This is a genomic window from Sporosarcina gallistercoris (genome assembly GCF_050459885.1).
GTDB classification, from domain to species: Bacteria; Bacillota; Bacilli; order Bacillales_A; family Planococcaceae; genus Sporosarcina; species Sporosarcina gallistercoris_A.
In genome coordinates this window covers 35,207-56,780 of sequence record NZ_JBCMNO010000024.1, presented here as the reverse complement: position 1 = coordinate 56,780, position 21,574 = coordinate 35,207, and the positions used below count along the sequence as shown (strand labels likewise).

The 21,574-nt window shown below is 46.0% G+C and carries 21 protein-coding genes and 1 pseudogene; 17 read left to right on the top strand and 5 right to left on the bottom strand.

The features are described 5' to 3' along the window. The 3 genes from ABE021_RS14295 to ABE021_RS14285 form a co-directional block, all read right to left on the bottom strand. Positions 1 to 199, bottom strand: a 199-nt coding sequence (locus ABE021_RS14295; RefSeq protein ID WP_430289572.1) for a hypothetical protein, incomplete at its 3' end; no start/stop codon positions are given. A 73-nt stretch (positions 200 to 272) separates the two neighbouring features. Continuing rightward, complete coding sequence (locus ABE021_RS14290; RefSeq protein ID WP_430289570.1) at positions 273 to 881, bottom strand: PspA/IM30 family protein; 609 nt, start codon at positions 879 to 881, stop codon at positions 273 to 275. Positions 882 to 893: 12 nt separating this feature from the next. Further along, the gene (locus ABE021_RS14285) at positions 894 to 1,241 is read right to left on the bottom strand and encodes an ABC transporter permease (RefSeq protein WP_430289567.1); all 348 of its coding nucleotides are present in this window, start codon (positions 1,239 to 1,241) and stop codon (positions 894 to 896) included. 198 nt (positions 1,242 to 1,439) lie between these two features. On the opposite strand from ABE021_RS14285, the gene ABE021_RS14280 reads away from it, so the two are divergent. The 17 genes from ABE021_RS14280 to ABE021_RS14200 all read left to right on the top strand — a co-directional run bounded on the left by ABE021_RS14280 (position 1,440) and on the right by ABE021_RS14200 (position 20,547). Next, positions 1,440 to 2,588: a thiolase family protein gene (locus ABE021_RS14280; RefSeq protein WP_430289566.1), complete on the top strand. Its 1,149-nt coding sequence runs from the start codon at positions 1,440 to 1,442 to the stop codon at positions 2,586 to 2,588. 25 nt (positions 2,589 to 2,613) lie between these two features. Next, on the top strand, positions 2,614 to 3,762 hold the full coding sequence (locus tag ABE021_RS14275) for an acyl-CoA dehydrogenase family protein (protein ID WP_430289565.1): 1,149 nt from the start codon (positions 2,614 to 2,616) through the stop codon (positions 3,760 to 3,762). 55 nt (positions 3,763 to 3,817) lie between these two features. After that, positions 3,818 to 5,431, top strand: a complete 1,614-nt coding sequence (locus ABE021_RS14270) for a long-chain fatty acid--CoA ligase (RefSeq protein WP_430289564.1) — start codon at positions 3,818 to 3,820, stop codon at positions 5,429 to 5,431. Positions 5,432 to 5,681: 250 nt separating this feature from the next. After that, complete coding sequence (locus ABE021_RS14265) at positions 5,682 to 6,296, top strand: DedA family protein (RefSeq protein WP_430289563.1); 615 nt, start codon at positions 5,682 to 5,684, stop codon at positions 6,294 to 6,296. Between the two features lie 3 nt (positions 6,297 to 6,299). Next, on the top strand, positions 6,300 to 7,127 hold the full coding sequence (locus tag ABE021_RS14260; RefSeq protein WP_430289561.1) for an undecaprenyl-diphosphate phosphatase: 828 nt from the start codon (positions 6,300 to 6,302) through the stop codon (positions 7,125 to 7,127). A gap of 166 nt (positions 7,128 to 7,293) precedes the next feature. Continuing rightward, on the top strand, positions 7,294 to 7,470 hold the full coding sequence (locus tag ABE021_RS14255) for a hypothetical protein (protein ID WP_430289560.1): 177 nt from the start codon (positions 7,294 to 7,296) through the stop codon (positions 7,468 to 7,470). Between the two features lie 744 nt (positions 7,471 to 8,214). Next, entirely contained in the window at positions 8,215 to 9,117 is a 903-nt protein-coding gene (locus ABE021_RS14250) for a chemotaxis protein (RefSeq protein ID WP_430289559.1), read from the top strand. A gap of 158 nt (positions 9,118 to 9,275) precedes the next feature. Continuing rightward, a complete protein-coding gene (locus ABE021_RS14245) occupies positions 9,276 to 10,682 on the top strand; it encodes an alanine/glycine:cation symporter family protein (protein WP_430289558.1) in 1,407 nt (468 codons plus the stop codon). A gap of 148 nt (positions 10,683 to 10,830) precedes the next feature. Continuing rightward, the gene (locus ABE021_RS14240; RefSeq protein WP_430289557.1) at positions 10,831 to 12,951 is read left to right on the top strand and encodes a methyl-accepting chemotaxis protein; all 2,121 of its coding nucleotides are present in this window, start codon (positions 10,831 to 10,833) and stop codon (positions 12,949 to 12,951) included. A 425-nt stretch (positions 12,952 to 13,376) separates the two neighbouring features. Then, positions 13,377 to 15,599, top strand: a complete 2,223-nt coding sequence (locus ABE021_RS14235) for a ribonucleoside-diphosphate reductase subunit alpha (protein ID WP_430289556.1) — start codon at positions 13,377 to 13,379, stop codon at positions 15,597 to 15,599. Further along, on the top strand, positions 15,584 to 16,033 hold the full coding sequence (locus tag ABE021_RS14230; protein WP_430289554.1) for a flavodoxin: 450 nt from the start codon (positions 15,584 to 15,586) through the stop codon (positions 16,031 to 16,033). Before ABE021_RS14235 ends, ABE021_RS14230 begins: the two co-directional genes overlap by 16 nt. Then, a complete protein-coding gene (locus ABE021_RS14225; RefSeq protein WP_430289552.1) occupies positions 16,003 to 17,040 on the top strand; it encodes a ribonucleotide-diphosphate reductase subunit beta in 1,038 nt (345 codons plus the stop codon). Before ABE021_RS14230 ends, ABE021_RS14225 begins: the two co-directional genes overlap by 31 nt. A 425-nt stretch (positions 17,041 to 17,465) precedes the next feature. Further along, positions 17,466 to 17,930, top strand: a complete 465-nt coding sequence (locus tag ABE021_RS14220) for a GAF domain-containing protein (protein ID WP_430289551.1) — start codon at positions 17,466 to 17,468, stop codon at positions 17,928 to 17,930. Further along, on the top strand, positions 17,927 to 19,012 hold the full coding sequence (locus ABE021_RS14215) for a PAS domain-containing sensor histidine kinase (protein WP_430289550.1): 1,086 nt from the start codon (positions 17,927 to 17,929) through the stop codon (positions 19,010 to 19,012). Before ABE021_RS14220 ends, ABE021_RS14215 begins: the two co-directional genes overlap by 4 nt. Further along, positions 18,990 to 19,637, top strand: a complete 648-nt coding sequence (locus ABE021_RS14210) for a response regulator (RefSeq protein ID WP_430289549.1) — start codon at positions 18,990 to 18,992, stop codon at positions 19,635 to 19,637. The genes ABE021_RS14215 and ABE021_RS14210 overlap by 23 nt, the downstream gene beginning before the upstream one ends. Before the next feature lie 48 nt (positions 19,638 to 19,685). Next, the gene (locus ABE021_RS14205) at positions 19,686 to 20,027 is read left to right on the top strand and encodes a hypothetical protein (RefSeq protein WP_430289548.1); all 342 of its coding nucleotides are present in this window, start codon (positions 19,686 to 19,688) and stop codon (positions 20,025 to 20,027) included. Between the two features lie 13 nt (positions 20,028 to 20,040). Next, entirely contained in the window at positions 20,041 to 20,547 is a 507-nt protein-coding gene (locus ABE021_RS14200) for a MogA/MoaB family molybdenum cofactor biosynthesis protein (protein WP_430289547.1), read from the top strand. A gap of 24 nt (positions 20,548 to 20,571) precedes the next feature. Here the strand turns inward: ABE021_RS14200 and ABE021_RS14195 are convergent. Both ABE021_RS14195 and ABE021_RS14190 read right to left on the bottom strand, forming a co-directional pair. Beyond that, positions 20,572 to 20,694: pseudogene (locus tag ABE021_RS14195) on the bottom strand (cyclic pyranopterin monophosphate synthase MoaC); the annotation flags it as partial. A gap of 26 nt (positions 20,695 to 20,720) precedes the next feature. Next, complete coding sequence (locus ABE021_RS14190; RefSeq protein ID WP_430289546.1) at positions 20,721 to 21,515, bottom strand: TIGR00266 family protein; 795 nt, start codon at positions 21,513 to 21,515, stop codon at positions 20,721 to 20,723. Positions 21,516 to 21,574 lie beyond the last annotated feature (59 nt).

Here is a 21,574-nt window from a genome sequence, read left to right as displayed (position 1 = left end):
CGGGGAGAAACCCGCTCGTTTCCGCGCTGAACCCGCTCATTCCGGGGAGAAACCCGCTCGTTTCCGCGCTGAACCCGCTCATTCCGGGGAGGAACCCGCTCGTTTCCACGCGGAACCCGACCGTTCCAAGGACGAACCCGCCCGTTTCCACACGGAACCCGCTCATTCCGAGTAGAACCCCGCCCCCCAACAATTCCATTTCAGAAAAAAGAACTGCCGGGATGTCAAGGATGTCCTTGATGACCCGGACAGCTCGTCGCTGTCTTTCCAGTTTACACGATTTTCTCGACAGTTGCTTCTTCTGCTGTCAACTCTTCTAGACGGCGACGCATGGACGCGATGTCGTCATCCTTGGCCGTGGCACGATTCTCGGGCTCATTGGAAGAAGGCTCCAGATTCGCAGAGAAGATGCGATCCATCCGGCTGTTGGCGCGTTTTGCGTTTTCCTCTCCCATCAGCTTCAAACGGCGCACTTGCATGTCTTTCACTTTGTGTTTCATGCTTTCAAAACGGCGCTCCAGCGCAATCATCGACTCCGTTGTTTCCACCTCAAGGGAACGCAATTCGTCGCGGCGCCGACGATAAGCTTCTGCTTCGTCTTTCGCGTAGTGGATAAGCGCTTCGTCTTCTGTTGCTTCCGCTAAAGAGAGTTGTTCTGTACGTTTTTCGGTGAGCTGTTCAGCTTCCCGTAGTTCCTTAGTGATTTCATCACGCAGAATGCGTTGGCGTTCCAACAATTTACCGACTGCTTTCGTTTGTTGCTCGGCTTCCTTGATGGTTTCATTTAAAACATCTGCGGCATTTTGTGTCTTGTGTCTTGCAGTCAGCTGTTCAATATCGTCTTGTACTGCAAATTTTAGTTTGTACCATAGTTCGTTCATCAAAAGCCCTCCTTATTTAGTAAATTCGTTCCATTGTTTTTCAAACTTTGCAAAGGGATCTGCATCGATCACATGGCTATTCGTACGTTGGTTCAGTTTCCATTTGCGCCATGCATAGTATGCTCCTGCTGCAGCGAGAAGTCCGATGAATGCAGGGATGTTGGAAATCCCTGTCAGGACTCCGACTAATAAGAGGATTCCCCATAGAATACGGCCGATTGTTGAGTCGCTTTTACGGAAGTAGTGCCACCCGCACATGGCGGCTGCTGCGGAAATTGCAAGCGCTAGAATTGAGCCGATGTTCACGACAGCGACAATTGCGGCAATAATTCCGAAGACAGCGAGTAGAAATTTTTTCATGGTATGTGGTGCCTCCCTTCGTTTGTATCCTAATGATAAGACGGAATGGAATTTATCCAAACAGGCTTAGAGTGGAGATTCTTCTCATACTTTAGGCTGAGATTCAATTAAGACCTGGAAACAAAGATTGAAACCGATTTCAAAGATTGGTATAGTTATTAGAAAACTAGGACTATTCTAACGTTAGGAAGTGTCATGATGAGAGAGACTGTAATTGTTGCTGGAGTGCGAACGCCAGTAGGCAGAAGAAAGGGGAGTCTTGCCAGCACCCGCCCCGATGAACTCGCCGCACTTGTATTGGATGAATTGATGGAACGTGCGGGTGTTGCGAAAGAGGAAACAGACGATGTCATTCTTGGCTGTGTCACTCAATCAGGTGAACAAGGCGGCAATATCGCACGGACAGCAGCGCTGATCGGCGGGTTCCCTATCACTGTTCCGGGAGTCACGATTGACCGTCAATGTGGATCGAGTCAACAAGCGGTACACTTCGCTTCACAAGCTATTGCCAGTGGAGATATGGACGTTGTGATTGCAGGTGGAGTTGAAAGTATGACACGGGAGCCGATGTTCTCCAATATGCACGGGTCAAAACCAAGCGGTAAATTGACTTCTCAATACGAAATCATTAACCAAGGTCTATCTGCTGAGCGAATCGCATCTGAATGGAAGCTATCGCGTGAAGATCTCGATCAGTTCGCATTTGAGAGCCATCAGAAAGCGATGCGGGCAATAGATAGCGGACGATTCGAAGAAGAAATCGTACCAGTTTCCGTGATGGATCAGGACGGAAATTCAAAATTGTTCTCCAAAGATGAAGGACCCCGTCCCGAGTCGACGCTAGAAGCGCTGTCGGGATTAAAAACGGTATTTGATGAAAATGGGGTAATAACCCCGGGAAATGCAAGTCAAATGAGCGATGGAGCATCTGCGGTGCTGCTCATGAGCAGAGAGAAGGCGGAGGCGCTTGGCGTCAAGCCGATAGCTCGGATGGTGGCGCGAACAGTAGTCGGTTCTGATCCGACGCTTATGCTTACTGGTCCGATTGAAGCGACCCATCAAGTGCTGAAGAAGGCAAGGTTGACGATTGAAGACATGGATCTCTATGAGGTGAATGAAGCATTTGCTCCAGTTCCGCTTGCGTGGCTTGCGGAAACGGGAGCCGATCGTACAAAGTTGAACGTCAATGGCGGCGCGATTGCGCTCGGTCATCCTTTGGGCGCAACGGGAACGAAGTTGCTTGTATCGCTGATGCACGAATTGAAACGTTCCGGAGGACGTTTCGGGCTGCTCGCGATTTGCGAGGGGATGGGGATGGCCAACGCGACGATTATTGAAATGATCTGATCCCACTATTGAGGGGGCGAGGCGGATGAAACGCTATCGTTTTGAAACGGAGGAACATGTTTTATTCAGAAAGACGCTTCGTAAGTTTTTGGAGAAGGAAGCTGTGCCGTATTACGACGAGTGGGAACAACAGCGTCTTGTGCCTAAAACATTTTGGAGGAAACTAGGTGAGATGGGCTTTCTTAGTCCTCAAGTTGAGGAGCGTTATGGCGGTTTGGGACTGGATTTCAGCTACGGGGTCATCATTGGGGAAGAGATGGAACGTGTCGGTGCAGGCCTGACAGGAATTGGTTTGCATAATGACATCGTCGTTCCATATATTGAATCGTACGGAACAGACGAGCAGAAGGCACGTTATCTGCCAGGCTGCTTGACGGCGGATTTCATCACGGGGATCGCAATGACCGAACCGGGTACGGGGTCTGATTTGGCGAGTGTCCAGACAACTGCGCGTAAGGAAGGCGATTTCTACATTGTCAATGGACAGAAGACGTTCATTACGAATGGGATAAATGGCAACCTGTTCTTGACAGTCGTTAAGACAGACGTCAATGCGAATCCGAAGCATCGTGGAATCAGTCTTCTGCTCATCGAAGAAGGAATGGAAGGGTTCACGAAAGGACGTAAGCTTGACAAAGTCGGGATGCATTCCCAAGATACGGCAGAACTCTTTTTCGAGGAATGTAAAGTGCCTGTTGCGAATCTGCTCGGTGAGGAGAACAAAGGGTTTCACTACTTAATGCAGAAGTTGCAGCAAGAACGGCTCATCGTTGCATTATCAGCTCAAATGGCTTCAGAAGACATGTTGGAGATGACACTTGACTATGTGAAGGAACGTCGTGCTTTTGGCAAGCCGATTGGCTCTTTTCAAAACACGCAATTCAAACTGGCAGAAGTCGCAACAAAAGTGGAGCTTGGAAAGACATTCCTGGAGTCGTTAATCGAAGACCACATGAGTGGTGCAGACGTCGTTACGAAAGTATCGATGGCGAAGTACTGGATTACGGAAAGTGCACGTGAAATCGCAACAGAATGCATGAAGTTGTATGGAGGATACGGTTATATGGAAGAGTACAAAATCGCTCGCCGCTATCGTGATATCCCAGTGACATCGATTTACGCAGGAACGAACGAAATCATGAAAGTGATCATTGCAAAGAATATGGGACTGTAATTCAGGTGAATGTCAGACGCTTGACCAATTCAAAGGACAAAGGGAGATGGCCATATTGATGCAAACCCCACTCAATTTAACATCGTTCATCCGACGTGCTGAACAGTTTTTTCCGGAGAAGCTCATCATTTCACGTACCGCAGCAGATACGATTCACCGCATCCCATACCGGGAGTTTGCAGTACGGACGCGAAAGCTTGCAGACGCATTGACAAAACTAGGCATGCAGCACGGGACGAAAGTGGCGACATTCGGCTGGAATCATCATCGACATCTAGAAGCCTACTTTGGCGTGCCTTGTACGGGGGCGGTTTTGCATATGGTCAATATCCGTTTGTCCCCTGAGCACATTGCGTATGTCATCAACCATGCGGAAGACGAAATCCTGTTAGTCGACGATAATTTGTTTCCCCATCTGGAGAAGTTGGCGCCGCTTTTGAAAACGGTGAAACACTACGTCATCATGGGAGACAGCAAAGAAGTACCTGAGACGAGCTTGCCGAATGTCCATGCATATGAAACGCTCCTCGACGATGCTTCGGACACTTTTGAATTTCCGGAGGATTTGGATGAAAACACGCCAGCAGGCATGTGCTATACGTCCGCGACGACGGGCAATCCGAAAGGCGTTGTTTACACGCATCGCGGGATTGTGCTCCACAGTTATGCGCTCGGGCTGGCAGATGCAATGGGAATGAATGAGCGGGATGTCGTCATGCCGGTCGTGCCGATGTTCCATGTCAATGCATGGGGTATGCCGTTTGCCGCTGTGTTCTTCGGTTCTACACAAGTACTTCCTGGACCTGGGATCATTCCGGATCTGCTGCTCGATTTAATCGAACAAGAGAACGTGACACTCACTGCAGGAGTGCCGACGATTTGGCTGGCAGTCTTGAAAACGCAAGACGCTAAGCCACGTGATCTGTCTTCGCTGCGTGCTATTGTCTGTGGTGGTTCGGCTTCTCCGAAAGGGTTGATACGCGCATTCGAAGAACGCTATCAGGTACCGTTCCTTATCGGTTACGGAATGACGGAAACATCACCACTCGTCAGTTTGTCGGTATTGACGTCAGGGATGGATGATCTGTCCATGGACGAGAGGATTGACATTCGGGCGCTGCAAGGGCTTGTGATGCCAGGTCTGGATGTGAAAATCGTCAACGAAAATGGTGAAGTTCCGTGGGATGGCAAGACGATGGGAGAGCTTGCGGTTCGGGGGCCCTGGATTGCGGATGAATACTATAAGGATGAGCGGACGTCCGAAGCGTTTCGTGACGGCTGGCTGTATACGGGGGATATTGCAGTGATGACAGAGTTCGGCTATTTGAAACTGACAGATCGAACGAAGGATTTGATCAAGAGCGGCGGCGAGTGGATATCGTCTGTCGACTTGGAGAATGCGCTTATGTCTCATGACGCCGTGTTTGAGGCGGCGGTAATTGCAGTACCTCATGAGAAGTGGCAAGAACGTCCTCTCGGCTGTGTCGTGTTGGCAGAAGGACAGGAAGCGAATGAGGCCGTGAAAGCGGAACTGTTGGAGTACATGGAAAGCCAGTTTGCAAAATGGTGGGTTCCCGACGACATCATCTTTATGGAAGAGATTCCGAAAACTTCTGTGGGGAAGTTCTTGAAAGCCGAGTTACGCAGACAACTGGTTGAGACGAAGTAAGCAAGCAAGAAGTAGCCCGTCTGGCAGCGAGTGCTGGGCGGGTTTTGTTGTGCTGCAGTCATAGAATGAAAGCCGGTTCCGTAAACTAATAGAGCTTGGGCGAAACTTGTAGCGGTAGATGTCGTCTTTATGACAAGTTGGTTGTGAGGTTATGATCAGATGATCAGTTTTATGAGCATTGCCACATGATGAATAAGCAATAACACCTGACATTAAACCGCTTCAAAAAACTAGTGAGGGGAGGGTGAGGATGGAAGGGTGGATCATGGAGTTGTTGGCGGAATATGGTTACTACGGCGTGCTAGCCCTTATTTTAGTGGAAAACCTGTTTCCGCCGATTCCTTCTGAATTGATTTTGACGTTCAGCGGGTTGTTAGTGGCATCACATGGTTTGTCAATGGGCTGGATGATTGTGGCGGCAACGACAGGGTCGGTGATCGGAGCGATGGTGCTATATGGTATCGGCATGTTTCTTGACGTTCCTCGGCTCGAACGACTTACAGATCGTCATGGTCGCTGGCTCAGGCTGAAGCGGAAGGATATTCGCCGAGCCGATGCATGGTTTCACAAGTATGGACCTTGGACAGTGCTCATTTGTAGAATGGTTCCGCTTGTTCGAAGCCTCATTTCGATACCAGCCGGAATGTCTGGGATGAACTTCCCTCTTTTCATCATACTCACGACTTTAGGAAGTTTGGTTTGGAACAGTGTCCTCATTTTCACGGGGGTCAAGCTTGGGGCTAACTTTGAATCGGTCATCCGATATATGGACATCTATTCAAACGTTGTGTATATTTTAATAGGAATTGGCGGAGTGATTGCATGCTATGGGTATGTAAGGCTTCGCAGAAAGCGGGTATACTAATTTATGGATTTATTTGAATTTTTAAAAGCGCTGATATTAGGGTTCGTTGAAGGAATGACTGAATTTGCGCCTGTTTCATCTACAGGGCACTTGATTATTGTTGACGACATGTGGTTGAAAAGTGAAGAGTTTCTTGGGAAATACCCTTCCATCACATTTAAAATTGTCATTCAGCTCGGTTCAATACTAGCTGTTGTTGTTGTGTTCTGGAAGCGGCTGTTCAGTTTAGTCGGTCTTTATAAAGTGGATGGCCAGAAGGCGAGCCAAAGTTTCAACTTGCTTCACGTAATCGTCGGTATGCTGCCGGCTGTAATTCTTGGGTTTGCGCTCAAAGACTTGATCGATGACTATTTGTTCGGTGTCGAAACAGTCATTGTTGCGCTTGTAGCGGGTGCGATTCTGATGATTGCAGCTGACCGTTTCGGTCCGAAGACGCCGCGCGTAACGACGCTTGACCAAATTACATACCGTCAAGCATTTACCGTCGGCCTTGTTCAATGTCTGTCACTCTGGCCAGGATTTTCACGCTCAGGTGCTACGATTTCAGGTGGTGTATTATTTGGAATGAACCACAGAACCGCAGCGGATTTCACGTTCATCATGGCGGTTCCGATCATGATGGGAGCCAGTCTGGTTTCTGTCTTGAAAAACTGGGAGTACCTTTCGATGGATCACATTTCGTTCTATGTCGTAGGATTCATCAGCGCCTTCGTATTCTCATTGCTGTCGATCCGGTTCTTCTTGAAACTGATCTCAAAGATCAAACTCGTACCATTTGCCATTTATCGCATCATCCTTGCGATTATTTTAGCGATTATCGTTTTCGTCTAAGAAGCATTCCCGCTCGAAGCGGGTTGCTTCTTTTTTCATGTTTGTATTTAATTTCTCTTGCCAGAAAGAAAACGGATAGAATTAAAGAAAACAATCTTTAAGAGAATGTCTGCTTCCTGAAGCGGACCATGTCTAGCGAATAAGCGGTGGAAAAGGTGAGCTGATAATGGCTGAGAGACTATTAATTATAGAAGATGAAGAGAGTATTGCTTTAGTCCTGTCTGCAAAAGGAGACTTTTCCCTCATCGAGATTGAAATTGACGTAGAGGGTGTCCCTGACCAAGTGACCTATCAAATCCACGCCGTTTCTGGCAAGGTCATGGCCGTTACATGGGATGATTGAGTAAGAATGGGCCAATCCAGGAAAATGCACCGATTAGCCAGCACGGATCGGTTTTTATTGATAATCAAAGTTGAGGAGTTTTCCTATGAAATTTAAGAGCGGAAATCCGAGTTTATGATCACAATCCGAGATTTAAGAGCGGAGTTTCAAGTTTATGATCACAATCCGAGATTTAAGAGCGGAAATCCGAGTTTATGATCACAATCTGAGATTTAAGAGTGGAAATCCGAGTTTATGATCACAATCCCAGATTTAAGAGCGGAAATCCGAGTTTATGATCACAATCCGAGATTTAAGAGCGGAGTTTCGAGTTTATGATCACAATCCGAGATTTAAGAGCGGAAATCCGAGTTTATGATCACAATCCAAGACTTAAGAGCGGAGTTTCGAGTTTATGATCACAATCCGAGATTTAAGAGCGAAGTTTCGAGTTTATGATCACAATCCGAGATTTATGATCGAAGTTTCGAGTTTATGATCACATTCCAAAGATTTATGATCGCAATTCCAAAATTATGATCACAACCCAAGATTTATAAGCAAAATTCTCACTGACGCTCTCATTCCAATGGCTATCGGGCACAGGACTGCAGACAGATTCATTCAATTTGAGAAAAAAAGGGGAACAGCCCTCAAGCATGTACTACATCATGCCGAAATAGAGTAGTAGAGCCGCTTCGCACTGAACGGCGGAGCATGGGACGGACTGGAAAAAATGCGACTACATGAAAAGGACTGATTGCAATGGCTTATGAGAGCGGAATATTATTGGAGAGCGGAACAAATGAACTGGAAGTTGTTGAGTTCGAAGTTGCTGGAAGCCGATACGGCATTAACGTCATTAAAGTGAAAGAAATTATCGTACCCGTGCCAATAACGCCCATCCCTCACGCGGATCCCGCGGTAGAAGGGATTATACAATTGCGCGGTGAAATCCTGCCTGTCATTAATATGGAACGAGTATTGGGGATGGGACCTTCTGCGAATCCACAAGATGACAAATATATTGTATCTTCTTTCAACAAGCAACAAGTGGTATTTCACGTGCACAATGTGACGATGATCCACCGGATTTCTTGGGATGCCATTGAGAAGCCCAGCGGTGCATACTCAGCAGAAACATCCCCTGTCATCGGGGTCATCAAACTTGGCGGTGACATGATGCTCTTACTCGACTTTGAAAAAATTGTGATGGAGATCAGTCCTGAAACAGGAATCCGCCTAGAGCAAATCAAGAAGCTCGGGAAGCGGGAGCGTTCTGATAAACGTTTGCTCGTAGCAGAGGATTCACCGCTTTTACGGAAATTATTGCAGACGACATTATCAGAAGCGGGTTATGAGCGAGTCGAGTTTTTTGAAAACGGGAAAGATGCACTCGCCTATTTGGAAAAGGTCGCCGGGACAGGTGATGTCGCAGATACGATTCAACTTGTCATTACGGATATTGAAATGCCGCAAATGGATGGTCACCATTTCACTAGAAGGATACGGGAACACAAAGGTCTTGCAAAACTGCCTGTCATCATCTTCTCTTCTTTAATCACAGATGAATTAAAGCATAAAGGAACCAGTGTAGGAGCAGATGAGCAAATCAGTAAACCGGAAATTGCAGAGCTTGTCCTGAAGATTGACCAATACGTACTATAAAAATATTCGGTGAATAATAATTTCTATTGCAATTCACATGGTGTCGGTGGTTTACTAAACCATCGGCACTTTTTTGTCTACTAGATAAAAAAAGAGGGTACAGAAGAAACGAGTTCTCTAAAGGGTTAATAGAATACAAAAAGTGAAGAGGTGACTGGATGTTTACAGATTTTTTGAATTGGATAACGGGCTCATTCAGTAATTATTTATGGACATACGTACTTATCGGTTTATTGTTAATGCTTGGACTTTACTTCACAATCGGAACAAAATTTGTTCAATTCCGTCTCTTCGGTGAAATGTTTCGATTGATTGTCGAAAAGAAAGATAGTGAAGACGGTGTTTCCGCATTCCAAGCATTTACAATCAGTGCAGCCTCTCGTGTAGGTACAGGGAATGTGACAGGTGTCGCACTCGCAATTGGGATCGGTGGTCCTGGTGCAGTATTTTGGATGTGGATTATTGCGATAATCGGTATGGCAACCGCTTTCATCGAAAGCACGTTGGCACAAGTATACAAGGTAAGAGACGGGGATACGTTCCGGGGCGGGCCAGCGTATTACATGCAAAAAGCATTGGGGCTGAGGGGCTTAGGAATCGTTTTTGCGATCCTTTTAACATTATGCTTCGGTTTTATATTTAACGCGGTTCAGTCAAATACGATCAGTCAGTCGTTTTCAGATGTCTTTAATGTTCCGGAGTGGGCTGTAGGTATTGTCCTAGTTGTATTAACGGCTATCATTATATTCGGCGGTGTCAAACGGATAGTGAAAGTGACACAAGCAATCGTACCGATTATGGCGACATTATATATTCTTGTAGCATTGTATATTGTTGTTATGAATATTACTGAAATCCCAGCAATGTTTACCTTGATTGTTGAACATGCATTCGGCCTTAAGGAAATGGCAGGCGGAGGTGTTGGGGCTGCTATCATGCAGGGAGTCCGCCGCGGATTATTCTCGAACGAAGCAGGAATGGGGAGTGTCCCGAATGCCGCTGCAACGGCAAACGTGACGCACCCTGCGAAACAAGGTCTCGTTCAAAGCCTTGGGGTGTTCTTCGATACTATTATTATTTGTTCAGCAACTGCGTTCATTATTCTGCTTGCTGGTCTTTATGATACAGGCGAAACGGATGGAATCTTGTTGACACAAGCTTCCATGGCGGAACACGTAGGTTCTTGGGCTCCCTATTTCGTAGCGATAGCGATTTTGTTCTTTGCATTCAGTTCGATAATCGGTAACTACTATTATGGGGAAACGAATATTGAATTCCTCAATGCGCATAAGGTTTGGATGACAGTCTATCGAATTGCTGTACTTGGTATGGTCATGTTCGGAGCAATGGCGAAAGTCCAGACTGTATGGGACCTTGCAGATGTCTTCATGGGACTGATGGCTGTCTTGAACCTTATTGTCATTGCCGTCTTGAGCAGGATCGCTTTCAGCGTATTGGATGACTTCACGATTCAACGTAAACAAGGATTGAATCCTAAATTCCAAGCAAAATCGATTCCTGGTTTAAAAGGTACCGAGTGTTGGGGAGAAGAACAACCCAAATAACTTTTGACTAATTATAGATCGAAAGAAAGAGTCACTGGATGAATAAATCATCCAGTGACTTTTTTGTGAAAAAAGTTCTAAAAGCTACTCTTATTATGAGTAAATAGGTATAATCACTAAGTCACACGAAACGGAAGGGATGTACAGAATGAAAAAGTCGAAAAGTGTTGTATTTAAGCTGTCTTCGCTCATAATTGGAGTGTTTTTACTATTATTTGTCCTCTATGCATTAGGAACTATGGTTTACACTCATAACATAACTGTAACGGATGCAGAAAAATTTGCAAAGACAGACACAGAGCGTGTCGCACTAGAGTTAAGTGAGCAATTTAAACGAACGGATGAATCGTTGAATACAACTAAACGGGTCTTGGAAACGATAAATTCCAATTCAAAATTAGGTGCAGCCGATGTCTTATCTGTTCTCCAAGAAAATTTAAAAGGAAATCCAAATGCTGTCAGTATAAATGCAGTATTTGAAAAAGGTGTCCTTTCCATGGAAGGGTTATCTGAAACTGACAAGAAGCTCATAGATGCGGAAGGAAGATTCGTTCCCTTTCTATTGAAAACGGAAGGCGATGTGAAAATACAGTCAGCAAGCGGATATGAAAATCCTGGTGAAGGGGATTGGTACTTAAAATCGAAAGCGGACAAACAATCGGTTTTCCAAGAACCTACTACATATGAAGTGGATGGGAAAAATAAAAGTTATACTTCTTTAAGTGTTCCTTTACTTTCTGAAAATGGTGATTTTATCGGGGTTATCAGTGCCAATATGTCTCTGGACTTTCTAGGCGAATTAACAAAAGAAATCGCACCAGAAGGCGGCTATGCTTCCGTGATATCCGATGACGGAGTCCTTATACAAAACAGTCAAAAAGAGCAGATGAACAATTCGAACATGAAGGATGCCATTGACTGGCAGCCAGTGAAGGATAAATTAGAGGCAGGGAAAACCGATTCATTGTATGTGGAGTCGAAAACTTATAATGAAAAAGCATTCAACGTCTTTGCCCCGATTACATTGGCTGGATTTGATCAGACATGGTCCGTTCAAACCGTTTTACCAAGAACAGTAATCGTTGCACCTTTTGCACGGATTGTAATCTTTACACTAATTGCCGCAGCAGTCATGGTGGTATTGATGGGTCTTATTACAGCTTTCTTCGTATACCGTCAGATCAACCCGCTGTCACGGGTTCAGAAATCGATGGAAATGGCAGCTTCAGGAGATTTAACGGACCAAGTCGATGTAAGCAAGCTAAAGCAAGATGAAATCGGCTCAGTTGCTACGTCGTATAACCATATGCTCAATCAGACAAATCAAGCGCTTGTGGAAGTGTTAGCGGCTTCCTCCCGACTTACGGAGTCATCCTCTCGAGTGAATCACGCTTTTGAAGAAATCGTTGCATCCAGCCAAGAGGTCTCTGTAGCGACAGAAGAGATTGCCCAAGGAGCATCCAAACAGTCAGAGGACACGGAAGAGACGAGCCATCGCATGGGGGATCTTGCAGATCAGATCACCACAATCTCTACATTGTCTGACAATATGGATGGCTTATCACGTCAAACGGTGGAGTCCACACAAAACGGGCTTGCTGAGGTCGATCGTTTACGTGAACAAAATGAGATGGCCAACCGTATGAACGAACAAGTGGAACAACAAATGACGGCCTTGACGCACAAAATTTCAGGCATCAACCAAGTGATCACATCGATCCAGGACATCACAGCCCAAACGAACTTGCTGGCGCTCAATGCGAGCATTGAAGCGGCACGTGCAGGTGAGCACGGAAAAGGGTTTGCTGTTGTTGCTGAAGAAGTGCGTAAGCTTGCAGAGCAGTCAAGCAGGGAAACTGGAACTATTCAGCAAACAGTTCAGGAAATATTGGATCAGTCGAAGACGACTGTTGACGTAATTGCTCAAAACACGAAATCGATGAAGACTCAGAGTGAATCGGTCGCGAGCACAGAGAAGTCATTTGCACTCAATGCGAAACTCACAGAAGAAATGAACAAATCGATTGCTGAACTCTCAGCAAATTTATCCGAAATGGTTTCGCACAAAGACCAGGCCGTCCTTGCAATCCAGAGCGTATCGGCAGTTTCAGAAGAAACAGCCGCATCTGCTGAACAAGTAAGCGCCTCTTCAATTGCTCAGCAGCAAGAGCTGGAGCACGTTTCAGATTCGGTCCAACAAATGACACGCATTGCGAATGAACTACAACAAGTCGTTGAACGGTTTGAACTGGCAAAGGAACAATCGTAATAAGATGAACCAACAATCGAAACAGAGGACGGAATTGAAAAATTTCTCCTCTTTTTTGAATTTGTAAACTTTGAAAATCCATTTATCTGATAGGCGGAATAGGAAGAAAAAAGCAAGGATTTTGTTTCTAATATTTTGGAGCGGTACAAGTAACTGTCCAACACGAATGTATGATAAACTAATATTTCGAGGAAAAATCCTGGGTGCAAATCACGTGTAGGCGATTAAGAAAATTTTACGTCCCTTTTTGCCTATTTACTGTTTTGACACAAGATGTTAGGGTAGATAAGTAAATAACACACTATATATAGTGCTGATGTCGAAACGCCGTCATAGAGGCTTTCGCAGGAAACGCCTCGAATTGCGTTTTCTCAGCTCTTTTTTAATTGCTAAAATATGAAAGAATTTGGAAGGAGACGGTCGATATGACACTAACCCGTGAAACGAATGATACAACACGCGTGCTACAAGCTTTACAGGAGGAATTCGGAGCGGAACGGATTGCACCACTGACGCAAGCAAGTGACAAATGGCTTTCAAAACATGCAGAGGGTGGATTTGAAGAATGGACGAATGCGATGGTCCTTGAGACGTTGAGTCTGATCGATGAAGCATCCAGCTACTGGACGTTCGTTGCTGCACGCCTTTACTTGCAAAAACTTTATGCGGATCAGCAAGAGCATCGCGGGGAAGCGGTCTATTCAAATTTTGCGGGTCATGTCGCGTCTCTTGTCGAACAAGGTCTTTATACAGCAGATTTGACGAAGAACTATACGACAGACGAATTGACAGCAATCGGAGCTCTTATTAAGCCTGAGCGGGACAAGCTGTTTACATACATCGGCTTGAAGACGTTGATGGATCGTTATGCGGCTGTCAACTACTCGAAAGTGCCTGTTGAGCTGCCGCAAGAACGCTGGCTCGTGATTGCGATGACACTTATGCAGCGTGAGACAGGTGACCGTATTGGTAAGATCGCCGAAGCGTATTGGGCAATGAGCAATTTGTACATGACCGTAGCCACACCGACACTTTCGAATGCAGGAAAACCGCACGGTCAGCTTTCCAGTTGTTTCATTGACACAGTTGACGATTCATTAACTGGGATCTATAACAGCAACACCGATATTGCGAACTTGTCGAAATACGGCGGGGGAATTGGCGTATACATGGGCAAGGTCCGCTCTCGCGGATCGTCCATCCGTGGATTCAAAGGTGCTTCCAGCGGAGTTCTTCCATGGATCAAGCAGCTGAATAATACAGCGGTCAGCGTGGATCAGCTCGGACAGCGTCAAGGTGCAGTAGCGGTCTATCTGGATGTTTGGCATAAAGACATCTTCACGTTCCTGGACCTGAAATTGAACAACGGAGATGAGCGTCTTCGTGCGCATGATATTTTCACTGGTGTTTGTTTGCCGGACTTATTCATGGAAGCTGTAGATGCCCGCGCCGACTGGCACTTGTTCGATCCACACGAAGTCCGTACAGTGATGGGGTATTCACTGGAAGATTCTTATGACGAACAAAAAGGATCGGGTACTTTCCGTGAACGCTATGAAGCGTGTGTGAATCATCCGGAAATTTCAAAAGAGACGGTTCCGGCAATTGAAATCATGAAGCGCGTCATGCGCAGCCAGCTTGAAACTGGTACGCCTTACATGTTTTATCGGGATGAAGTGAATCGTGCCAACCCGAATAAGCACGCAGGGATGGTCTATTCAAGTAACCTCTGTTCTGAAATCATGCAGAATATGAGTGCAACTGAGTTTGAATCTGTCACATTGGAAGACGATATTGTAGTTACCCGTTCAAAACCAGGGGATTTCGTAGTTTGTAACTTGTCCTCTGTAAACTTAGGGAAAGCAGTTCCTGCAGGTGTGCTGGAGCGCTTGATTCCGATTCAAGTCCGTATGCTCGATAACGTGATCGATTTGAACAAAATCCCGGTTGTCCAGGCACAACGTACAAACAGTCGCTACCGGGGAATCGGTCTTGGGACTTTCGGATGGCATCATCTTCTTGCACTGGAAGGAATTCAGTGGGAGTCAGACGAAGCAGTTGAATTCGCAGATCGACTGTATGAACAGATTGCATATTTGACGATTCGTTCTTCTATGGAAATCGCGGGCGAAAAGGGTTCGTATCCATTGTTCGAGGGTTCTGATTGGGAAACAGGTGCGTATTTCGACAAACGTGAATACGTTTCTGATGAGTGGAACGAACTGCGTAAGGACGTTGCAGAAACCGGTATTCGAAATGGGTATCTGATGGCCGTTGCACCGAACAGTTCTACTTCTGTCATTGCGGGCTCTACAGCGTCGATTGACCCTGTGTTCAAGCCGTTCTACCATGAAGAAAAGAAAGACTATAAGCTGCCGGTCATTGCACCAGACTTGAATCACAATACGTATGATGTTTATCGTCGTTCTGCGTATATTGTCGATCAGCGCTGGTCGATTAAGCAAAATGCAGCGCGTCAGCGTCACATTGACCAATCCATTTCGTTCAACTTCTATGTCCCGAACAATATCCGTGCTTCTGTATTGCTCAACCTTCATTTGCAAGCTTGGAAATCAGGCATGAAAACGACTTATTATACACGTTCCACGGCTTCGGAAATCGAGGAGTGCGAATGGTGTCATTCTTAATTGCCTATGCTTCTTGGAGCGGCAATACTGCAGAAACTGCGGAATTGATTGGTAAGACATTAACGGCAGGCGGTGCATCCGTTCAACTGCATCGCATCGGCCAAGGTCCGGTGCCGGATTATCGTGATTTTGATGCGATGATCGTCGGTTCGTTTACGTGGGAACAAGGCACAACGCCTGAAGAAGTGAAAGATTTCGTATTGGATGTCGGCGCGAAGCCTGACCATGTATACGTTTTTGGAACGGGAGATACACAATTCGGCGGTGATGAGCTGTTTTGCAATGCCGCGGTGAAATTGGCCCGTTTTTATAATTCGGCGCTTGAACCGCTGAAAATTGAACAAAGCCCGCGTGGCGCGCAAGAACTCCGCGTGACCAACTGGGCAGAGGGAGTGCTAGACCATTGGAGACACTTACACGAGTTAACGTACTGAATCCAGCAAATCCAAACAAAGCAACCGCGATCTTTGGAGGGGAAGCGAGCGGTATCCTGAATTGGAACAACTTAGCGCATCCGCATTTCTATACATTGCGCCAACGAATCCGTTCTTTATTTTGGACAGCTAACGAAGTCGATATGACACAAGATGTAAAACAGTTTGCGAACCTGTCAAAAGCGGAACAGGACGCATTTCTGAAGATTATCGGTTTGCTGGCAACATTGGACGGTCCGCAAACGGTCGTCGCAATGAAGATTGCTGACTTTGCCACGGACCCATCCGTCAAGTCCATCATGGCAACGATCGCCGACCAGGAAAGCGAACACAACCATAGCTACGCATACGTATTGTCTTCCGTGACTACGTATGACAAACAAGTGGAATCGTTTGAAATGGGACGCACAGACGATGTATTAATGAAGAGAAATGAACGGATTGTCGAGATTTACAACGAATTTGCGACGAATCCGACGATTGAAACAGTACTGAAAGCAATGGTTTATACGACCTTGCTCGAAGGATTATTCTTCTACAGCGGATTTGCGTTCTTCTATAACTTAGCGCGTCATCAAAAAATGGTAGGTACGTCTACTATGATTTCATATATTAACCGAGACGAGCTGCAGCACGGCAAAGCAATCAGTGATATTTTCCGGGCGGCACTTGCAGAGAATCCGGACTATAACACAGAAGAATTCACTGAATGGATCTATGACCAGTTCCGCTATTCCGTGGAACAGGAAACAATTTGGAGCCGCTACGTGCTCGCTGACATTGAGGGAATCGACTTGGATGAAATGGACGGCTATGTTAAATACCGTGCAAACAAGATGCTTCGCATGCTTGGTCTCAGCGAGATCTATCCGGAATTCATCGATAATCCTATGAAATGGATCCGTGCCTATACGGACAACTTTGACGGTACGAAAACGGACTTCTTCGAACAAACTTCCCGTCAATACGTGAAAACAAGTGATTTAAACGGGTTCGACGATCTATAAGCAACGGGTAAAGCCCGGTGTTCAGCGACATGCTGAACGCCGGGCTATTTTTATTGGATAAACACTTAAGGACGAAACATATGGAGAATCCTTGGAAATGCATTTATGCTGTCTGGCTGCCTTGCCCGCCATCCATTTCTCCAAGTCTATCGAAGATACCGTCAAAATCCTCGCAATGAAATTGCATTCACCTTCATATAGATCCACTAACCTGGTGTTTACAAAGATTTTCTCACTACCCCGCTTGCATATGACTCGTTCCAAGAGATTGCTCAACTAAATGGAGAAGTTAATGGACTGGAAGAAATGCGGGGAGTGTGCCATTGAATTTTGCAGGCAGAAGTTATATCCTTTACAGAAAGGATAAGAGAAACGGACAAGAGAGGCGGAATGAGCCCTTTCTTAAGATAGAGGGAGGATGTCTCATGGAAAGCCCGGAAGCATTTAACTACCAGCAGCAAGTTGAAGAAATCCGTCTAGCGATGGGATGTGATTTCGTTGCATTGGCGCTCGTACAAACGGAGGAGCGGCACTTTCAGATCCGTTGGGAGTTTGCTTCAGGAAATTTAAGTCAGCGCTTTAGACGTATCGTTTTACACTCCGGAAAAGGAGTGGCGGGGATCGTATTCAAGACAGGTAAACCGATATTCGTACCCGATGCTCATCAGTATTATAAAAAAGAAGACATGTATAACTATCCGATTCTCATTGCAGAAGAACTTGAATGTTTCGCAGCGATCCCTTTGTTTAAACACAATCGGGTGAGAGGGATTCTGCTTGCCGGTTGCCGAAAGCACAAGTGTATGTCCATTGAGAAATTTGAATTGCTGCAGTCCTTAGTGACACCTACATTCGGACCTTATTATAGTGAGGAGGTGACCGGGATTTGAAAGGACTCAGTCAAAGTGGTATTGGTAATTTGCTGGAACAGTTGTATGAAAACTCTACAGAGGCGATTTTCTTTTTCAGTCTTGAGGGCAATGTTCTTTCGATGAACAAAGCCGCTGAACAAATTCTCGATCCTCAGGTTGCTCAACTCATGAAGTCCGGAAGTGCAGAGGCAATCTGTATGGCATGCAAAGGATTCACAAGTGCAGAAGAAGAACAGACATGCATTTCTTGTTATATGTCCGATCCGCAACGGAATATCCCTTCCTTCCAAGTGTTCTTGGAAACAGTTGGTCGAGGGATAGTGCCGTATACAGGCAGTATTCAAATGATTGATGCAGAACAAGGAATTCGGGTATTCATGCTTCGGGATTTGACGGAGCAATTACAAACGTCCGAAACGTTGCACCAAAAACTGCTTGTCAAACGCGTTATTAAAGCACAAGAAGACGAGCGCAAACGGATATCCCGTGAACTTCACGACAGTGTAGCACAAGAGATGCTGAGTTCTTTAGTGGATTTACGCGTGTTGAAGTATATGAACGTGGAAGAGGACGTATTGAAGAAAGTTAGACAAACAGAAGGATCACTCATGCGTCTGCTGGATGATATCCGTCATTTGGCAGTTCAGCTGAGACCTGCAACGCTGGATGACCTAGGACTAGAAGCCGCATTCCGTACCCACTTCAAATGGACTGAAAAAAATTATGGACTCCTTGTCCACTTCACGAGCAACACACAGTCCCAGCGATTCGAAGGGGAAATTGAAACGGTCGTCTACCGAGTATGCCAAGAGGCGGTATTCAACGCGTTGAAGTATGCAGAAGTGGATGAGATCGATGTTGAACTTTTGCTGACTTCGGATGTGTTAACACTCACGATACGGGATAGCGGAGTAGGTTTTGACTTGAACGCACCGGCCTACAAAGGAACCGGGCTCGGATTATTTGGAATGAAGGAACGTGCGGAGCTGGTGAATGCTTCGATAACGGTTCAAACAGGCATTGGAAAGGGAACGACAATCATCCTCACCGTGCCTCTGGAGAAGGAGGAAACGGACAATGAAAATAATTATCGCGGATGATCATGCGGTCGTAAGAAGCGGCTTTATGCACATTTTGAATTTTCAACGGGATATGGAAGTCGTAGCGACAGCGGCAGATGGCTTAGAAGCTTACGACCTCGTTGCTAAACTTAAGCCGGACGTCCTTTTGATGGACTTGAGCATGCCTCCTGGAGAAAGTGGTTTGATCGCCACTGGAAAAATCAACGAAGATTTCCCTGACACAAAGATCGTGATCTTGACGATGTATGACGACGAAGAATATTTGTTTCATGTACTGAAAAACGGTGCATCGGGATATGTATTGAAAAACTCTCCTGATGAAGAACTGTTTGCGGCGATACGGACAGTTCACGATGGCGGAACGTACATTCAGCCATCAATGGCGACTTCACTCGTGCGGGAATTTGTGAAAAAGGATGGAGAGCAAGTGGAAACAGACCCGTTTAAAATCCTTTCTAAGCGTGAAATTGAAGTGTTGCCACTTGTCGCGAAAGGATACGGTAACAAAGAAATCGCTGAAAAGCTATACATCTCCGTTAAAACAGTGGAAGCACATAAAGCGAAGTTGATGGAAAAGTTGAACTTGAAGAGTAAACCGGAACTCGTTGAATACGCGCTGAAGAAGAAATTCTTGAATTTCTAAACCAGGTCTAGGGAAATACGGAACAAACGGAAAGGAAATTCCACATACTTGGAGTTGTTGACGCTCAATGCCGTTAAAAAGATGAAGTGTGAAACATGCAGAAGTGCTCCTGCATATCCGTCCTTACATGCCGGCTCATGTACTCAATACGCGGTATTGTGTGGAAGGGAAAGGGTTCAAATCATACCAGCATCTGAGCGTAGGTTAACGGGCGACGATGTCTATCGGGTTGCGGAACGTCTCGGGACAGTGGAAAAGCGGACTCCCTACTTTGTTGAGTTTTACACAGAAGGCTATCGGTGTGTGGGGTTTTCAAATGGAACACTGCTCGTACATGGGTTGAAGGATTTTCAAAAAGGGCGCAAAATCTATCACCAGCTGTTCGGATAAGGGGAGAATTGACGTGCAAAAAGAGGATATGGATATGAAGAGGAAATTGAATGTGTGTGTATTGACAGTAAGCGATACACGAACGGAAGAAGATGACAATAGCGGACGATTAATTTGTGAAAAGTTGGGGGAAGCGGGGCACGAAGTCATCGCCCGGATCATTTGTCCGGATGATAAGAATGCAATTTTGAAAGCAGTGGAATCGTGGATCGGCAAGAAGGATGCAAATGCCATAATTATAACTGGCGGGACCGGCATCAGTTATCGGGACGTGACGATTGAAACGATCCGTCCGTTTTTTACAAAAGAACTGACGGGATTCGGTGAGTTATTCCGCTATATCAGTTATGCAGAGGATGTGGGATCGAAAGCGCTACTAAGCCGTGCAGCTGCAGGGGCGGTAGGAGAGAAAGTACTGTTCGCCTTACCGGGTTCCGTAAAAGCGGTTGGACTTGCAATGGACCGTCTCGTCATGCCGGAGTTATTGCACATTCATTATGAATTGACGAAGCATTTGTAAGGGAGGAAAAAAGACGGATGCTCATTAGGCGTCCGTCCTTGTGTAATCCCCGCTTTTGCCACCTGTTTTGGATTGCAGCATCATGGGGCCGATCATCATTTCTTTACCCGCAGCTTTACACATGCCATACATCGTTAAAGCACTAGCGGGCAGATTCACCTTTTCTCCAACACTCATTTGCCGCCTAACAAATCGAACAATCCACCTGCGACACTGCCTTCACCTTTTGAACTGCCTCCCGGTATTTGAGGTGCAGAAGCGAACACCCGACTCGCAAGACGAGAAAATGGAAGTGATTGGATCCAAACCGTTCCTGGTCCGCGTAGTGTTGCGAAGAATAGTCCTTCACCTCCGAAAAGTGCAGTTTTGACACCTTTCACAGTCTCAATCGAATAATCTACATCGTGAGTCATCGCAACCAAGCACCCAGTATCTACCCGGAGGGATTCGCCTGCCACCAATTTCTTTTCAATGATGGTGCCGCCCGCATGTACAAAAGCAAGACCGTCGCCTTCTAATTTCTGCATGATGAACCCTTCACCACCGAAGAATCCTGTGCCAAGTTTGCGCTGGAACTCGATGCCGACAGAAACCCCTTTTGCAGCTGCGAGAAATGCATCCTTCTGGCAAATGATTTTTCCGCTATGTTCGCTTAAATCCATTGGAATGATCTTTCCTGGATATGGAGATGCGAATGAAACGTGGCGCTTTCCGGTACCAGTATTCGTGAAAGTCGTCATGAACAAACTTTCTCCCGTCAACACTCGTTTGCCAGCTCCCATGATTTTTCCGAACAATCCCCCGCCGTTGCCAGAACCATCCCCAAAGATGGTTTCCATTTCAATGTGGTCCTCCATCATCATGAGTGCGCCGGCTTCTGCCACCACAGTTTCCTGAGGATCCAGCTCAACTTCCACAAATTGCATGTCGTCACCGTGGATTTTATAGTCAATTTCGTGATTATTCATAGACAGTTCCTCCGAGTTTTAAATTTGTTAATCAGTTATACGGTAAATAGAGAAGGAAG

What these genes read in the sequence shown, in the direction of transcription:
- ABE021_RS14235 (WP_430289556.1), top strand. Translation starts at nt 13,377, where the DNA reads ATGACACTAACCCGTGAAACGAATGATACAACACGCGTGCTACAAGCT.
- ABE021_RS14290 (WP_430289570.1), bottom strand. Translation starts at nt 881, where the DNA reads ATGAACGAACTATGGTACAAACTAAAATTTGCAGTACAAGACGATATT.
- ABE021_RS14255 (WP_430289560.1), top strand. Translation starts at nt 7,294, where the DNA reads ATGGCTGAGAGACTATTAATTATAGAAGATGAAGAGAGTATTGCTTTA.
- ABE021_RS14230 (WP_430289554.1), top strand. Translation starts at nt 15,584, where the DNA reads ATGGTGTCATTCTTAATTGCCTATGCTTCTTGGAGCGGCAATACTGCA.
- ABE021_RS14240 (WP_430289557.1), top strand. Translation starts at nt 10,831, where the DNA reads ATGAAAAAGTCGAAAAGTGTTGTATTTAAGCTGTCTTCGCTCATAATT.
- ABE021_RS14265 (WP_430289563.1), top strand. Translation starts at nt 5,682, where the DNA reads ATGGAAGGGTGGATCATGGAGTTGTTGGCGGAATATGGTTACTACGGC.
- ABE021_RS14260 (WP_430289561.1), top strand. Translation starts at nt 6,300, where the DNA reads ATGGATTTATTTGAATTTTTAAAAGCGCTGATATTAGGGTTCGTTGAA.
- ABE021_RS14210 (WP_430289549.1), top strand. Translation starts at nt 18,990, where the DNA reads ATGAAAATAATTATCGCGGATGATCATGCGGTCGTAAGAAGCGGCTTT.
- ABE021_RS14280 (WP_430289566.1), top strand. Translation starts at nt 1,440, where the DNA reads ATGAGAGAGACTGTAATTGTTGCTGGAGTGCGAACGCCAGTAGGCAGA.
- ABE021_RS14285 (WP_430289567.1), bottom strand. Translation starts at nt 1,241, where the DNA reads ATGAAAAAATTTCTACTCGCTGTCTTCGGAATTATTGCCGCAATTGTC.
- ABE021_RS14245 (WP_430289558.1), top strand. Translation starts at nt 9,276, where the DNA reads ATGTTTACAGATTTTTTGAATTGGATAACGGGCTCATTCAGTAATTAT.
- ABE021_RS14250 (WP_430289559.1), top strand. Translation starts at nt 8,215, where the DNA reads ATGGCTTATGAGAGCGGAATATTATTGGAGAGCGGAACAAATGAACTG.
- ABE021_RS14220 (WP_430289551.1), top strand. Translation starts at nt 17,466, where the DNA reads ATGGAAAGCCCGGAAGCATTTAACTACCAGCAGCAAGTTGAAGAAATC.
- ABE021_RS14190 (WP_430289546.1), bottom strand. Translation starts at nt 21,515, where the DNA reads ATGAATAATCACGAAATTGACTATAAAATCCACGGTGACGACATGCAA.
- ABE021_RS14275 (WP_430289565.1), top strand. Translation starts at nt 2,614, where the DNA reads ATGAAACGCTATCGTTTTGAAACGGAGGAACATGTTTTATTCAGAAAG.